Here is a 14340-nt window from a genome sequence, read left to right as displayed (position 1 = left end):
CGATGGAATCGCTTCAAATCAAGGGGTTCTGCGGTCGGCATGGAATTCATTCTACTGGCAAACTCGCACGTATGTTCGACGGCTGGGATGTTGATGTGTCTGCGTTGGTTGAGGCCGCGCCCGGTCCTGACCTTGCCGCCACACAGGCGGCGATTGATCTGAACGCGGTGAATGTCTACGCGCGGGTCGTCGTGATGCTGTTCTGAGTTCGCCTCGGTTGAGGTCGCCGCACGCCTCCCAGGGACCCGCGCGGCGTTCGAGGCGGGCCTGATCGATGTGGCCAAGGCGCGGGAGATCGCCTCTGAGACCAGTTGGCTGTCATGAGCTTGCCCGTGAGGCTGAGGAATGGATCCTGCCCAAAGCACCAGAGCTGACCAGGCAGCAGATCGAGCGCTGGTTGAAGGCGAAGGTGGTCAAGCTGGATCCGGTGGGTGCCGAAGAACGGCGGAAGGAAGCCAAACGAGAACGCAAGATCCAGTTCAGCGCCGGCGTCAACGGGACCGCCAACATCTTCGGCTCCGACCTACCGCTGGAGAAAGTCGCCGAAGCGAAAGGGTTCATCCAGAGGCTGTCCGAACACCTCAAAGCCCACTCGGACACACCTACGACGTGGACCCTGAAACCCCTATTCTGATCCGGACACCGCCCTCCCCGCCGGGTCATCGGAGAGCTAAGGCGTCACAGCATCCTCAGTCTCCGACGAGCGGCGTGGACGGATTTACCCGTGCTGATCGGCGAACTGGGTGTACCTGTTCAGGATTTTCGGCCACTCGGCGAACTTGTTCCGCGAGGCGGCGTTACCTGGCACCCAGCCGGCATGCTCGAAGTCGACGACCGTCCCGCCGTCATCGGCGGTGAACGTGACGGTCAGGCGGCTGGGGTAGTCCGGATCCTGCGCCAGCCAGAAGTCCTGGCCGTAGACCCGCGGCGGATCCCACACCGCGACCCGCCCCCAGGACTGATCGGGATACCCGTTGAAAGTGAACACCACGGCACCGCCGACCCGCGGCTCCAGCCGCACTCCCGTGTACGCCTCCGGATGGGCGTTGTAGCCCGGACCCCACCAGTCACCCATCCGAGCGGTGAAGATCTCGAAGGCAACCTCCGGCGAGCACGAGACATGCAGCCGATGGCGCCAGGGTGCGGCTGCGGTCTCGGCCCGGGCCGGTTGGTCGGCCGGCTGGTGGAAGACGAGCCGATTGTGAAACGGGTCGATGACGGCCAGCGTCAGGCCCCACTCTTCGGACGTGATTCCTGGGTTCAGCGGGTGGTCCCTGCTCTGCAGTTCGGCGTGCAGGGCACGGACGTCCGGGGTTGTGAGCAGCACGCCGATGCCGGGGCTGCCGTCGCCGTGATGCTCGCTCAGATGCAGTCGGACGTCACCGCGGGAGACCTGGGCGTACAGCGGCAGGTGATCCTCGAGGCGGTGCTCCCAGTCCTTTCCGAAGCCGAGGTAGTCGCAGTAAAAGGCGTAGGCCTGATCGGCGTCGAAGATGCGGATGATCGGCACCGCATCGACGGGATCGCCCGGCCGGCCGGCCGACCTCGCCACGCTGGACAGCGATGCGGCGAGTGTGTTCCAGTCCCGGGCTCCGAGCTGCCGGGCGGTGAGTTCCAGTGCTGCGCCGTGACTGATCGTCATGCCGTCGGCGGCCAGCGCAGTACGCAGCCGCCTGGCCATCGCCTTGACATCGTCGGCAGCAGGGAGATTGATCATCTCGAGTCCTCTCGCGGCACGAGATCAGGAGCCTGCACTGCTGATGGTCCGCAGAAGAGTTCGAGTGATCAGCGGTCCGATGCGAGATGACGGGCATTCACCAAACCTCAGGATCGAGGCGCAGGCGGCGGGCTGCCCTGGCCGCTGGCCAGCTTACCCCCGCGATCAGCGAAGTTGAAGCCCTTGTACGTGGCGCTGCCGCGCGGCGTCATTCCAACGTTGCTTGACGAGGCGCTAGAGCTCGCCCAAGGTGACTTTGACTGTCTTGCTCGTTCCCTGCCGCGTAAAGGTGACCTTGACAGTCTCGCCGGGGCGGTGTTTCACCACTACCTCACTCAACGCGGAGCTCGTCGGAGTCTTCGTACCATTGATGGCGGTGATGATGTCCCCCGGACGGATACCAGCCTTCGCGGCCCCGCTCCCCGCCCGTACCGCCACGACGCCGACCCCGACTGGTGCGCCCGCCGCATCAGTGACGGTCGACCCGGTGACCCCGAGAGCCGCACGGCCGGATTCCACGACCCGGCCGCTCTTGATGATCTGGCCAGCGATTCGGGTGACCGTGTTACTCGGAATGGCGAAACCAATTCCGGGTGCGGCCCCGCCACCCAGCTGCGGATCGGTCGCGGCAAGGGTCGGAATTCCGACCACCTTCCCAGTGAGGTCAACCAACGCACCGCCGCTGTTTCCCGGATTAATGGCCGCCGAGGTCTGGATCATCCGGGTGATCGTCGTACCCGGCGAGGTCTCTGATGCGGGCTCCGCGACGGTGCGGTCCACAGCCGACACGATGCCCTCGGTCACGCTGCCCGAAAGCCCGAGCGGGTTGCCCATGGCCAAGACGATCTGGCCGACCGCGAGCTGACTGGAGTCCGCGAATTTCGCCGGCGCCACCGCGAGTGGTTTCTCCACTCTGATCACGGCGAGATCATCCGGCGGATAGCTCGCCACCAGGCTCGCCCGCAGCGGAGCGCCGCCCGTTGCCAGGGTCACCTCGAACGTCTTGAAGCTCCCGACCACGTGCGCGTTGGTGACGATGTGGCCCTGCTTGTCGTAGACGATGCCCGAGCCCAGTCCGGCCCTGGTGTTGATCTGTACGACAGAGGTCCGGACCTGGCGTACGACCAGTTCATAGTCTTGCTGCAGGCTCGTCGCCGGGCCACCGAGCGGCGGCACAATCGACGCGCCCGGACTGGCGGCGTTCCGAGGAGCCTGACCGCCGCCAGTGCACCCCGCGAGTACGACACACACCACCGCACCCGACGCGGCCACGCGAACCAGGGTCCGCCGCAACCACCGCCGCCGACGTCTGATCACGATCGCGACTTACCCCGGGCCCGCTGGTCTTACTCGGTCCGGCGAACGCGAGCGCCCAGCCGCTCACCTATCCGGGCCAGCCCTCCCTCGAACTCGCCGCCGCGAATGGCGGCCAGACTGCCGTTGAGCCGGTACTGCAGGAGTACCAAGGGCACCATCCAGCGGTTGGTCCGCGCGATGTTGTAAACGCGGTAGGTGACCCGGGCGCCGTCCGGATGCGATTCGATCGATGTGACGCCCCGATACCACCAGCCACCCTGGACGATCACGATCCGGCGTTCCTCGTCACGGTGAAGGTGGCCGCCGGTCGGCGCCTCCTCGAAGTCCTCGAAGACGAGTCGGGCCACCTCGTCGACCGGAGCTTCGACGATGCCGACGGTGGTCCACAGGAGCCGGCCGGGCGTGGTGAACGCCGCGGGCAGCGGGCTGGCGTACGACATCAGCAACCCCCTAAGATATCCTCCGGATCGGACTTTCCGATCTATCGGATAATTCGATGTATCGAAATATGTGGGTTGGGAGATGGGGATGTCAAGCCGTACCGGACGGCGTGAGGAGCTCAAGACCGCGATCGCGGAGTTGGGCCGCGACAGCAGCGCGCTCGGCATCGTCATCCACCACGCCATTTCCCAGCGGTTCGGCCTCAACCCCACCGACCTGAAATGCCTCGACGTCGCCCGTCACGAGACCAACCTCACCGCGGGACGGCTGGCCGAGCTCACCGGGTTGAGCACGTCGGCCATCACCGCGGTCCTCGACCGGCTCGAGCGCGCGGAGTTCATCGAACGCCGCCGCGACCCATCCGACCGCCGTAAGGTCTTCGTGTCTTCCACCGGCCGACGCTCAGTCGAGCTCGCTTCGGCATACGCCCCACTCAGCAACGGGTTCGGTGACCTGCTCGACGAGTACGACGATGACCAGCTCGAGCTGATCGCCGACTATGCCCGCAAGCTCAACGTGCGCGCCCGCGAGATCGCCCGCCAGGTCACCGCGACGACACGCCCCACGTAAGCGCCGCCAGCAGTTCCACTTGACCAGCGACGACGAATCAAACTTGAATACTCCTCCTTCGGAGGAGTCACAACGTGATCACTGCACAAGGCTTGAAAAAGACGTTCCGCTCGCGGCGCGGCAGCGTCGAGGCCGTCCGCGGAGTCGACCTGTCGGTCGAGGCGGGCGGGATCGTCGGATTTCTCGGTCCCAACGGCGCCGGCAAGACCACGACGCTGCGGATGCTGACCACCTTGCTGGAGCCCACGGAGGGCACCGCGACGGTCGCCGGATTCGACCTGCGGGCCAACCCCGTGGGCGTACGCCGCAGCATCGGGTACGTCAGCCAGGCGGGCGGCTCGGCGCCCGAGGCCCTCGTCGGCGAGGAACTCGAATACCACGCGCGGTTCTACGGCCTGTCCCGCGGCGACGCCCGCCGCCGGTCCCAGGACCTGCTGCCCCAGCTGGATCTCGCCGGCCTGGACACACGCCAGGTCAAGACGCTCTCGGGCGGGCAGCGCCGGCGGCTCGACATCGCGATGGGCCTGGTCCACTCCCCCGGCCTGGTCTTCCTCGACGAACCCACCACCGGGCTCGACCCGCAGAGCCGCGCCAACATGTGGGAGCACATCCGACGGCTGCGCAACAACAACGGCACCACGGTCTTCCTCACCACCCACTACCTCGAAGAGGCGGACGCCCTGTGCGACCGGATCTTCGTCATCGACGCCGGACTCATCGTGGCCAGCGGCACCGCCGACGAACTCAAGCAGCAGGTCTCGGGCGATCTCGTCCAGGTGGAGGTCGCCAGCGGCACCGAGGGCGACATCGACAAGGCCCGCGGCATCGCGGCAGGTCGGCCCGGCGCGGAGCAGCTCACGGTGGACGGTGCCGTCGTGAGCTTCCGGGTCTCGCGCGGCGACGAGGCGGTCGTCGGCCTGCTCCGCGACCTCGACGCGGCCGGCATCGCCCTGTCGTCGCTGCAGGTCCAGCGGCCCACCCTCGACGACGTCTTCCTCGCCCTCACCGGCCACGCGCTGCGCGACGGCAGCGAATGATCCCGCCCGGCACCCCTCCCCTTGACGCCCGATCAACCGAAGGTTTCCTGTCATGAACGCTTTCCGTGACGCCGGGCTGGTGTTCAGCCGGGCGATGAAGATCAGCCTGCGCAACCCCGCCTGGGTGGTCATCGGCCTGCTCCAGCCGATCCTCTACCTCGCGTTGTTCGGGCCACTGCTGCAACGGGTGGCCAGCACCCCGGGCTTCCCACCAGGCGACGCCTGGCAGGTGTTCGTCCCCGGCCTGCTCGTGCAGCTTGGGCTGTTCGGCGCGGCGTTCGTCGGTTTCGGCCTGATCGCGGAGTACCGCTCGGGCGTCATCGAACGCATGCGGGTCACCCCGATGAGCCGGTTCGCGCTCCTGCTCGGCCGGGTGCTGCGCGACGTCGTGGTCCTGGTGGTCCAGGCACTCGTCCTCGTCATCACCGCCGTCGCCTTCGGGCTGCGGGCGCCGCTCGACGGGATCCTGATCGGACTCCTGCTCGTCGGTGTCCTCGGCATCACGATGGCTTCGGTGTCCTACGCCACCGCGCTGGTGCTCAAGAGCGAGGACGCGTTCGCGCCGCTGCTCAACACGTTCATGCTGCCGGTGATGCTGCTCTCGGGCATCATGCTGCCCATGTCGCTGGCCCCGGGCTGGCTCTATAACCTGTCTCGGGTCAACCCGTTCTCGTACGTCGTCGACGGCGCGCGGGCGGCGTTCCGCGGTGATTTCGCCGCGGGTGCGTTCCTGGCCGGCTCCGTCGTCGCGGCCGTGCTGGCAGTAGTCGGTGTCACGTTGGGGACCCGGGTCTTCCGGCGCGAGACGTCCTGATCGGCGGGCGCGCGAGCGGGTCGTACGAGAATCAGCGCAATGAACGCGCCATCACGAAGCTGAGAGTTATCGGTCCTAGACGAGACAGCACATTGAGGAGATTAGGCTGATGGTTCCGGCCGGGGGGACCACGCGCCACGCCACCTGCCAGGGATCGCCGATCGCTGGGAGCGGGACTTGTCTGGGCAGATGAGACCGCGCCCGTCAGCGCTCGCCGACGTGACCGGCCTGCTGATCAGGGCCCAGTCCGGAGAGGCACGCCTGGTTCTCGAGGAAGTCGACGTCCTCCTGGCCGAAGCGCAGGACCAGCACGCCCACGACCGGGCTCAGTGGTTGCGATTCGTGCGCTTCGCGTCGTTCCACGACCTGCGGCTCCTCGACGACGCCAGCGACGTCGCGGGCGAGATGATCCGCCTCGCGGAGCCGTTCGACGACCGGATCTGGGAGGCGTTCGGCCACGCGCTGCGCGGGATGGCGCTGCTGCTGCGCGGCAAGTTCGAGCCGGCGTACGACGAACTCGCCCGCTCCGTCGTCCTGCTCGAGGAGCTGGACACGCCGGGGTACGCCATCGGCCACGCCATCAACGCCGCCGTCCTGGCCCTGGTGCGACTCGACCTGTACGAGCTCGCCACCGCCTGGCTCGAACGGCTCTACCAGGTAGCCCACGCGCTGTCCGACGCCATGCTCCAGACGTTGTACGCCTACAACAGCGGCTGGGCCCACCTCAACTGGGCGTCCGAGCTCGACCTCATCGGCGAGATCGACCAGGCCAAGGAGCACTACCGCCTGACGCTCGAGGCGTTCCGGACCGCGCCGTCCGGCCACAACGCGATCGACGGGTCCTACTGGCCGCGCGAGGTGATCGTGCAGGCGTGCCTGGCCCGGGCCATGCTCGGCGAGGGCACCACCCTGATCCCTGAGCTGCGCGCTCACATCGGTGCGGTCGCCTCGACCGAACGCCACGAGGCGACCCTGGTCGGCTACCTCGCGATGGCGCGGGCGTACGCCAACGACGGCCAGACCGACCAGGCCCTCGAACACGCCGAGATGGCCTGCGCGATCGGCGACTCCCTTCCCCGGCTGCAGGTGATGGCGGGCCGGGCCTACTGGGAGTACGCCAGCCTGCTCCGGCAGCGGGACGGCTCAACCCCCACCGGCGAGGCGTTCGCCCAGCTGACCTGGCGCCTGGTGCGCGACCGGTGGGACGAGCGGCGGGCTCGGGTTCAGTCGTTCGAGGACCGCCTCGGCGCCGAACGCGTCCGCGACGAGCAGCGGCGGCGCGCGGCGGCCTACCTCACCGACCCACTCACCGGACTCGGCAACCGCCGACTGATCGAGATCCGGCTGCCCGAACTCCTCGTCGAGTCGGCGGCGACCGGACGGCCGCTCGCCGTGATGTTCGTCGACCTCGACGGGCTCAAGAAGGTCAACGACGAGTTGTCCCACCTCGTCGGCGACGATCTGATCAAGGAACTCGCCCAGGAGATCCGGTCCGTGCTCTCCGGCGACGACGTGATCGCGCGGTTCGGCGGCGACGAGTTCGTGATCGTGTTGCCTGACCGGACCTCTGGCCAGGCCTACCACGTGGCCGAGAAGCTGCGCCGGAAGGTCGAGAACCGCACCTGGCGATGCCTACCTGAGGGGCGGGTCGTCCGCATGTCCGCCGGCCTCGCCCAGTCGTGGTCGGGCGCGACCCGCACCCAGATGCTGGCCGCCGCCGACGAGGCGCTGCTGCGGGCCAAGCGGCTCGGCAAGAACCGCGTCGAGATCCGCGCCCATCCCCTCCCCGACGATCCCTAGGGCGTACGCCGCGGTGTCGTCAGTGCGAGCGTGGCAAGAGCTGCGGTGAGGATCGCCCCAACGAGCGCCACCGTGGTGACGCCGTCGGTGTAGGCGGCGTACGCCGCGTCGAGCAGGGTCGCCGCACTCTGAGGTGAGGACTGGTGCGCGGCGACGACAGCGTCGGCGACGGTTTCGAGGGCGGCCGGATCGGTGTCGACCGGTGCGGCGCTGGCCATGGTGGTGCGGTAGATGGCGCCCGCGAGGGTGCCGAGGACCGCGATGCCGAGCGCCGATCCGAGCTGCGTACTCGTTTCAGCGATTCCTGATGCCGTACCCACGCGTTCAGGTGGCGCGCTGTCGAGCACGAAGGAGTTGGCGATCGTCGCGGTGACCCCGACGCCGAAGGTGAGGATCGTGTAGCCACCAAGGAATCTCCACAGTCCGCCCGCCGGCTCGACCGTCGTGATGACGGCAAGGCCGATCGCCGCGGCCAGCAGCCCGCCGCCCAACAGCGGTGTGGCCGGGTGTCTGCGGGCAAGGGCAGCGGCGGCCGCGGCGCCGACAAACGAGCCGGCGAAGGTGGGCACCGCCCACAGGGCGGACTGGAGCGGGGTGAGCCCGTGCACGAGTTGCAGGAACGGGAACGCCAGAACGCCGAGACCCGCGGTCACCACCGCGACGACGGTGTTGGCCACCACACCAGTGGAGAAGGTGCGGACGCGGAACAACTCGAGGTCGATCAGTGGGTACGCCGCGCGGCGCTGCCGGGCGAGGAACACCACGGTGGCCGCGACACCGACCAGGACCGCGGCCGCACCCGTGACGCTGATGCCGTATCTCGCGACATCCTTCAGCGCGAACACGAAGCTCAGCACCGCCACCAGTGACGTGGCCGCACCGGCGACGTCGAACCCGCCTCGGGTCGCGCTCCGCGACTCGACGACGACGAACGGCGCCGCGATCAGCAGCAGGATCATGACGGGGACGTTGATCAGGAACACCGCTCCCCACCAGAAGTACTCCAGCAGCAGGCCTCCTGCGACCGGACCCGCCACCGCTCCACCCGCGAACGCGATTCCCCAGGCAGCCACCGCGGTCCGCCGCTCGCCTTCGTCCGCGAACATGCCGCGGATCAGGGAGAGCGTTGCGGGCGCGAGGGTCGCTCCACCGACGGCCAGCAGGGCACGGGCGAGGATGAGGAGTTCTGGGTTCGGCGCGTAGGCGACGACCGCCGACGCGGCACCGAACACCCCGGCCCCGATGAGGAGCACCCGCCGGCGCCCGAATCGATCTCCGAGGCAGCCCATCGTGATCAGCAGCCCCGCGGAGACGAAGGTGTAGATGTCCATCGCCCACAGCCATTCGGTGGCGGTGGGACGGAGCGTCGCGGCGATCGCCGGCCCGGCGACGAACAACACGGAGATGTCCATCGCGGCCAGCAGGGCCGGGAGGAGCAGGACGAGCAGGCCGCACCAGGTGCGGAAGGAGGCCCGAGGTGCCGGTTCGGCGCGCATGGGCGAGATCGTACGTACGTACAAATCAAGGCGTCAATACGTACGTGCGTACAAACCGTCGACTAACCTGTCCGCATGAGTCAACGCGACGATCTGCTGGCCGGAGCCAAGAAGCTTCTCGTCGAGAAGGGCTACCACCGCACCACCGCACGGGACCTCGCCGCGGCGTCGGGGGCACACCTGGCGTCGATCGGCTACCACTTCGGTTCGAAGGACGCCCTGATGACTACCGCGACCCTGCAGGCTCAGGGGGAATGGGGCGACACGATCGACACGACGATGGCGGCCAGCGGCGCGGAGATTCCCGCCGAACGCCTACGGATCTGTGTCGACGCACTCGTCGCGGCGATGGCGGGCCAACGCGAGGTTCTCGTGGCGAGCGTGCAGGCCTACGCACAGGCCGCTTTCGACAACGACATCCGTGAGGTGCTCACCACAGCCACAGCGGAAACCCGCGCGACCATGGCCGCGGCGAGCCTCGACATCGACCCACAGGAGCTCGACGCCGAGACCGTCCGCGGCCTGGGCTCCGTGCTGCACGCTCTGGTCGCCGGCCTGTCGCTTCAGGCGTTCCTCGACCCCGAATCGCTGCCAACCGGCGACCAAGTGGTGCGGGCCGTACGCATCCTCGCCGGCGATCAGCCGGACTGACGATTCGGTAGGTCAAAAGGCTTTACACCGCAACCCTCGCCGGAACGCCCGGCTCCGACGTACGGTCTACGTCGTGACTCGACCCGCGACTCTCGGCGCGCTCCGCGCCACCCGGCACCATCACCGCAGCGTCAAGGACGAGATCCGCGACAACCTCATCGCCGCTCTCAGCAGTGGTACGACCGCGTTCCCCGGCATTGTGGGGTTCGAAGACACGGTGCTGCCGCAGCTCGAGCGGGCCCTTCTCGCCGGGCACGACTTCGTGCTGCTCGGCGAGCGCGGCCAGGGCAAGACCCGCCTCATGCGTACCCTCGTCAGCCTGCTCGACGAGTGGACTCCCGTTGTCGACGGCTGCGAGATCAACGACCATCCCTTCGCACCTGCCTGCACCCGCTGCCGCCGCCTCCTCGCCGAGGCCGGCGACGACCTTCCCGTCACCTGGAAGCACCGCGACGAGAGGTACGGCGAGAAGCTCGCGACGCCCGACACGAGCGTCGGTGACCTCGTGGGAGACGTCGACCCCGTACGCGTCGCCGAGGGACGCACGCTCGGCGACCCGGAGACGATCCACTACGGCCTGGTCCCGCGTACCAACCGCGGCATCTTCGGCCTCAACGAGCTGCCCGACCTGGCCGAGCGGATCCAGGTCGCCCTCTTCAACGTCCTGGAGGAACGCGACATCCAGGTCAGGGGCTACACGCTCCGCCTTCCCCTCGATGTCCTCCTCGTCGCCTCCGCCAACCCCGAGGACTACACGAACCGCGGGCGGATCATCACGCCGCTGAAGGACAGGTTCGGCGCCGAGATCCGCACCCACTACCCGTCGGAGGTCGCGGAGGAGGTGGTGCTGATCCGCCAGGAGGCCAAGCTCGCCGCGGCGGTTCCCGATCACCTGCTGGAGGTGGTGGCCCGGCTCACCCGTGGACTGCGGGAGTCGTCGTCCATCGACCAACGCTCCGGTGTGTCGGCGCGGTTCGCGATCACCGCCGCGGAGACGGTCTCGGCGTCCGCGCTCCGGCGGGCGGCGCTGACCGGCGAGAACGAACCCGTCGCCCGGGTCTGTGACCTACCCGGCGTCCTGCCCACGCTGCACGGCAAGGTGGAGTTCGAGATGGGCGAGGAGGGCCGGGAGCTGGAGATCTTCGGTCACCAGCTGCGGGTGGCGACCGCGGAGACGTTCCGGGAGCGGCTGCGGGGCCTTGACCTTGCCGGGTTCACCACGAGGTTCGCCGAAGGCGCGACCATCGAGACAGGCGAGCTGACCCGCGGGTCCGATCTGCTCGACCAGATGGGCACGGTGCCCGGACTCGCGAAGGTCCTCGACCGGCTCGGCCTGGGCGATGCGGCCTCACCCGGCGAGGCCGCCTCCGCGGTGGAGTTCGTACTCGAGGGGCTCTACCTCACCCGCCGGCTCGCGAAGGAGTCTGTCGACGGCATCTCCTACTACGGAGGCTGACAAGCGTGAGCGTAGGGAAGTTTCGGTACGGGCCGTGGGACGACGGACCCGATCCGCTGGCGTCGCCGTACGACGTACGCGAGGCGCTGGACCAGCTTGGCCGGGAGGTCCTGGCTGGTGGCAGTCTTCGCGAGGCGCTGCGTGAGTTGCTCCGGCGAGGGCCCAATGGACGGCGCGGCCTCGACGACCTGCTGGCCCGGGCCCGTAAGCGGCGGGAGCAGGTACGCCGGCGCGGTGACCTGGCCGGCACGCTCGACCGGGCACGCCAGATGCTCGACCAGGCTCTGGCAGCCGAAAAGGACACGCTGGCCCGCGACCCGAGCGATGACGCCCGGATGCACGAGCTGGAGCTGGACACGCTGCCGGACGACACCGCGCGGGCGGTGCGGGAGCTGTCGTCGTACGACTGGCAGTCCCCCGAGGCCCGGCAGACGTACGAACAAATCCAGGCGATGCTGCGCCGGGAGGTCCTCGACGCGCAGTTCGCCGGGATGAAGCAGGCGCTGTCCGATCAGGACCCGGCGGCGAGCCAGGCCGTCCGCGACATGCTGGCCGACCTCAACGCGCTCCTCGCCGCGCACGCCCGGGGCGAGGACACCACCGACCCGTTCGCGGCGTTCATGGAGCAGCACGGGGAGTTCTTCCCGGAGAATCCCCGCACCACCGACGAGCTGATCGACCTGCTGGCCCGGCGCGCGGCGGCCGCCGAACGCCTGATGCGCTCGCTCTCTCCGGAGCAGCGCGACGAGCTGGCCCGGCTCATGCAGGAGGCGCTCGGCGACCCCAACCTGGCCTCACAGCTCGCCCAGCTCCGGGACAACCTGCGCGCCCTCCGGCCCGGGCTCGACTGGGACTCCCAGGCCCGGATGCGGGGCGAGCAGCCGCTCGGGTACGGCGAGGCGGTCGAGGCGGTGGCGGACCTCGCGGACCTGGAGGCGCTGACCGAGCAGCTTGCCCAGGAGCATCCGGGCGCGACGCTCGACGACGTGGACGTCGAGACCCTCGAACGCCAGCTCGGCCCCGGGGCCGGGGTTGACCTGCGTGCCCTCCGTGAGCTGGAACGCGAACTCGAACGCCAGGGCTACATCGCGCGCGGGTCAGAAGGGCTACGGCTCACCCCGAAGGCGCTCCGCCGGCTCGGTGAGACCGCATTGCGGCGGGTCTTCCAGCAGCTGGAGTCCAGCGGCCGCGGCGACCACGACGACCACCGGACCGGCGCCGCCGACGAGCCGACGGGCTCGAGCCGGGAGTGGAGGTTCGGGGACGAGCACCCGATCGACGCGACCCGTACCGTCCACAACGCCGTCCTGCGCTCGGCTGGCTCCGGCATCGCTCTCCCGGTGCGTCTCGACGTGGAGGACTTCGAGATCGCCGAGACCGAACGCCGGACCTCGGCCGCGGTCGCGCTGTGCGTCGACCTGTCGTACTCCATGGTCCAGGAGGGCCGCTGGGGTCCGATGAAACAAACCGCCCTGGCCCTCTCCCACCTGGTCGCGACCAGGTTCCGGCAGGACGCGCTGGAGATCATCGGCTTCGACCGGACAGCCCGCCGCCTCTCCCCCGTCCAGCTCGCCGAGATCGAACCCGACTGGATCCAGGGCACCAACCTCCAGCACGCCCTGATGCTCGCCGGCCGGCACGTCCGCCGGCACCCCGACGCGGAGCCCGTCATCCTGGTGGTTACGGACGGTGAGCCGACGGCCCACCTGCTGCCGGACGGATCGCCGTTCTTCTCCTGGCCGACGACCCACGAGACCCTGCGCGCGACGATCACGGAGGTGGACGCGCTCACGCGGTACGGCGCGACGCTCAACCTCTTCATGCTGGGTGAGGACGAGGGTCTGGCGAGGTTCGTCGATGCTGTCGCTCGGAGGAACGGCGGCCGCGTTTTCACCCCTGACCTGGAAAGACTGGGCGATTTCGTCGTCTCCGACTACCTCCGCGCCCGCCGAGGCTTCCGCCGGTCGGCGTGACGGTTCGGCGAGAGCATAGGCTTGATGGTCATGTACGACCGCTTGGTGTGGATCGACTGCGAGATGACAGGGCTGGACCTCGAGGCCGACGCGCTCGTCGAGGTGGCCGCGCTGGTCACCGACGGCAACCTCAACGTCCTCGGCGAGGGCATCGACCTGGTGATCAAGCCGCCGCAGCAGGCGCTTGACCAGATGCGAGATGTCGTACGCGATATGCATACCGCCTCGGGGCTCCTCGACCAGCTGGCCGAGGGCGTGTCGCTGGCGGAGGCCGAGGAGCGGGTTCTGGCCTATATCCGGACCCATGCACCCGAGGCCAGCAAAGCTCCGCTCGCGGGCAATACGGTCGCCACCGACCGGGCATTCCTCGCTCGTGACATGCCGACGCTCGAGCAGCACCTGCACTACCGCATCGTCGACGTGTCCTCGATCAAGGAACTCGTCCGCCGCTGGTATCCCCGGGTCTACTTCGCAAGCCCCGCCAAGGTCGGCAATCACCGGGCGTTGGCCGACATCCAGGAGTCGATCGACGAGCTGCGCTACTACCGCGCGGCCGTGTTCGTCCCCCAACCAGGACCGGACTCGACCGCCGCCAAGGCAATCGCCGAGCAGATCCAGGGCGAGCCGACGGGTTCCCAACGGGGTTCCCAACAGGGGTCCCAACCCCCCGCCACGCCGGAGACCTGATCTCGGTGTCGGGGCCGAGAAGGTCCCGGCTACACTTGGTGCGCCGCGGGGCGATCCCGCGGCAATCGTTCGTGCGGCCGTCGGTCCGTACGACATGGTGGGTGTAGCTCAGCTGGTAGAGCACTGGGTTGTGGTCCCAGGTGTCGCGGGTTCAAGTCCCGTCACTCACCCCATGCGAAGGGGCCGTTGACCTGCGGAAACGCGGTCAGCGGCCCCTTAAGTTGATATGGGGCGTCTCCCGGGTCAACACCTTTCACCCACTGCCGGAGAACCTTCGCATCCCAGGTAATGAATCCGTTGAGGCGGTAGCGGATCGCGATATGCCGTTGACCGAAAGGGCGAGCGGGGACGGGACTGCGTGGGTCAGCGCTATCCCCCGGA

The 14340-nt window shown here is 68.6% G+C and carries 14 protein-coding genes and 1 tRNA gene; 11 read left to right on the top strand and 4 right to left on the bottom strand.

The genetic code is table 11. The features are described 5' to 3' along the window. Positions 1 to 71 precede the first annotated feature (71 nt). Together B141_RS52140 and B141_RS51230 are read left to right on the top strand one after the other, a co-directional pair. Entirely contained in the window at positions 72 to 206 is a 135-nt protein-coding gene (locus B141_RS52140; RefSeq protein WP_020574083.1) for a hypothetical protein, read from the top strand. A gap of 191 nt (positions 207 to 397) precedes the next feature. Then, positions 398 to 634, top strand: a complete 237-nt coding sequence (locus B141_RS51230; RefSeq protein ID WP_020574082.1) for a hypothetical protein — start codon at positions 398 to 400, stop codon at positions 632 to 634. Positions 635 to 718: 84 nt separating this feature from the next. On the opposite strand, the gene B141_RS46735 is transcribed toward B141_RS51230, so the two are convergent. The 3 genes from B141_RS46735 to B141_RS38940 all read right to left on the bottom strand — a co-directional run bounded on the left by B141_RS46735 (position 719) and on the right by B141_RS38940 (position 3474). Continuing rightward, positions 719 to 1717: a glyoxalase superfamily protein gene (locus tag B141_RS46735; RefSeq protein WP_020574081.1), complete on the bottom strand. Its 999-nt coding sequence runs from the start codon at positions 1715 to 1717 to the stop codon at positions 719 to 721. 234 nt (positions 1718 to 1951) lie between these two features. Next, entirely contained in the window at positions 1952 to 2989 is a 1038-nt protein-coding gene (locus B141_RS0105025; RefSeq protein WP_020574080.1) for a S1C family serine protease, read from the bottom strand. 74 nt (positions 2990 to 3063) lie between these two features. After that, the gene (locus B141_RS38940; protein ID WP_020574079.1) at positions 3064 to 3474 is read right to left on the bottom strand and encodes a hypothetical protein; all 411 of its coding nucleotides are present in this window, start codon (positions 3472 to 3474) and stop codon (positions 3064 to 3066) included. Positions 3475 to 3562: 88 nt separating this feature from the next. Here B141_RS38940 and B141_RS45280 point away from each other — a divergent pair, with 88 nt between their 5' ends. From B141_RS45280 to B141_RS0105000, 4 genes are all read left to right on the top strand, one after another. Beyond that, positions 3563 to 4045, top strand: a complete 483-nt coding sequence (locus B141_RS45280; protein WP_157180802.1) for a MarR family transcriptional regulator — start codon at positions 3563 to 3565, stop codon at positions 4043 to 4045. A 74-nt stretch (positions 4046 to 4119) separates the two neighbouring features. Further along, a complete protein-coding gene (locus B141_RS0105010; protein WP_020574077.1) occupies positions 4120 to 5082 on the top strand; it encodes a daunorubicin resistance protein DrrA family ABC transporter ATP-binding protein in 963 nt (320 codons plus the stop codon). 52 nt (positions 5083 to 5134) lie between these two features. After that, positions 5135 to 5896 (top strand): ABC transporter permease, encoded by a 762-nt coding sequence (locus B141_RS0105005; RefSeq protein WP_020574076.1) that lies wholly within the window; start codon positions 5135 to 5137, stop codon positions 5894 to 5896. Positions 5897 to 6085: 189 nt separating this feature from the next. Continuing rightward, positions 6086 to 7696 carry a GGDEF domain-containing protein gene (locus tag B141_RS0105000; RefSeq protein WP_020574075.1) on the top strand — a complete coding sequence of 537 codons (1611 nt, stop codon included), beginning with the start codon at positions 6086 to 6088 and terminating at the stop codon, positions 7694 to 7696. On the opposite strand, the gene B141_RS38930 is transcribed toward B141_RS0105000, so the two are convergent. Continuing rightward, positions 7693 to 9192 (bottom strand): MFS transporter, encoded by a 1500-nt coding sequence (locus B141_RS38930; protein ID WP_020574074.1) that lies wholly within the window; start codon positions 9190 to 9192, stop codon positions 7693 to 7695. The two genes, B141_RS0105000 and B141_RS38930, sit on opposite strands and share 4 nt — an antisense overlap. A 75-nt stretch (positions 9193 to 9267) precedes the next feature. Between B141_RS38930 and B141_RS0104990 the strand changes: the two genes are divergently transcribed. The 5 genes from B141_RS0104990 to B141_RS0104970 all read left to right on the top strand — a co-directional run bounded on the left by B141_RS0104990 (position 9268) and on the right by B141_RS0104970 (position 14132). After that, on the top strand, positions 9268 to 9843 hold the full coding sequence (locus B141_RS0104990; protein ID WP_020574073.1) for a TetR/AcrR family transcriptional regulator: 576 nt from the start codon (positions 9268 to 9270) through the stop codon (positions 9841 to 9843). 73 nt (positions 9844 to 9916) lie between these two features. Further along, positions 9917 to 11299, top strand: a complete 1383-nt coding sequence (locus B141_RS0104985) for a sigma 54-interacting transcriptional regulator (RefSeq protein ID WP_020574072.1) — start codon at positions 9917 to 9919, stop codon at positions 11297 to 11299. A 5-nt stretch (positions 11300 to 11304) separates the two neighbouring features. Next, entirely contained in the window at positions 11305 to 13272 is a 1968-nt protein-coding gene (locus B141_RS0104980; protein ID WP_020574071.1) for a vWA domain-containing protein, read from the top strand. Between the two features lie 30 nt (positions 13273 to 13302). After that, positions 13303 to 13959 carry an oligoribonuclease gene (gene orn, locus B141_RS0104975; RefSeq protein ID WP_051113970.1) on the top strand — a complete coding sequence of 219 codons (657 nt, stop codon included), beginning with the start codon at positions 13303 to 13305 and terminating at the stop codon, positions 13957 to 13959. A 97-nt stretch (positions 13960 to 14056) separates the two neighbouring features. Next, positions 14057 to 14132 (top strand) — tRNA-His (locus B141_RS0104970). Positions 14133 to 14340: the final 208 nt, after the last annotated feature.

This window comes from Actinopolymorpha alba DSM 45243, from assembly GCF_000373925.1.
Classification (GTDB): domain Bacteria; phylum Actinomycetota; class Actinomycetes; order Propionibacteriales; family Actinopolymorphaceae; genus Actinopolymorpha; species Actinopolymorpha alba.
Note: the sequence above shows the minus strand (reverse complement) of the source record. Positions and strands in the feature narration are given on the sequence as shown.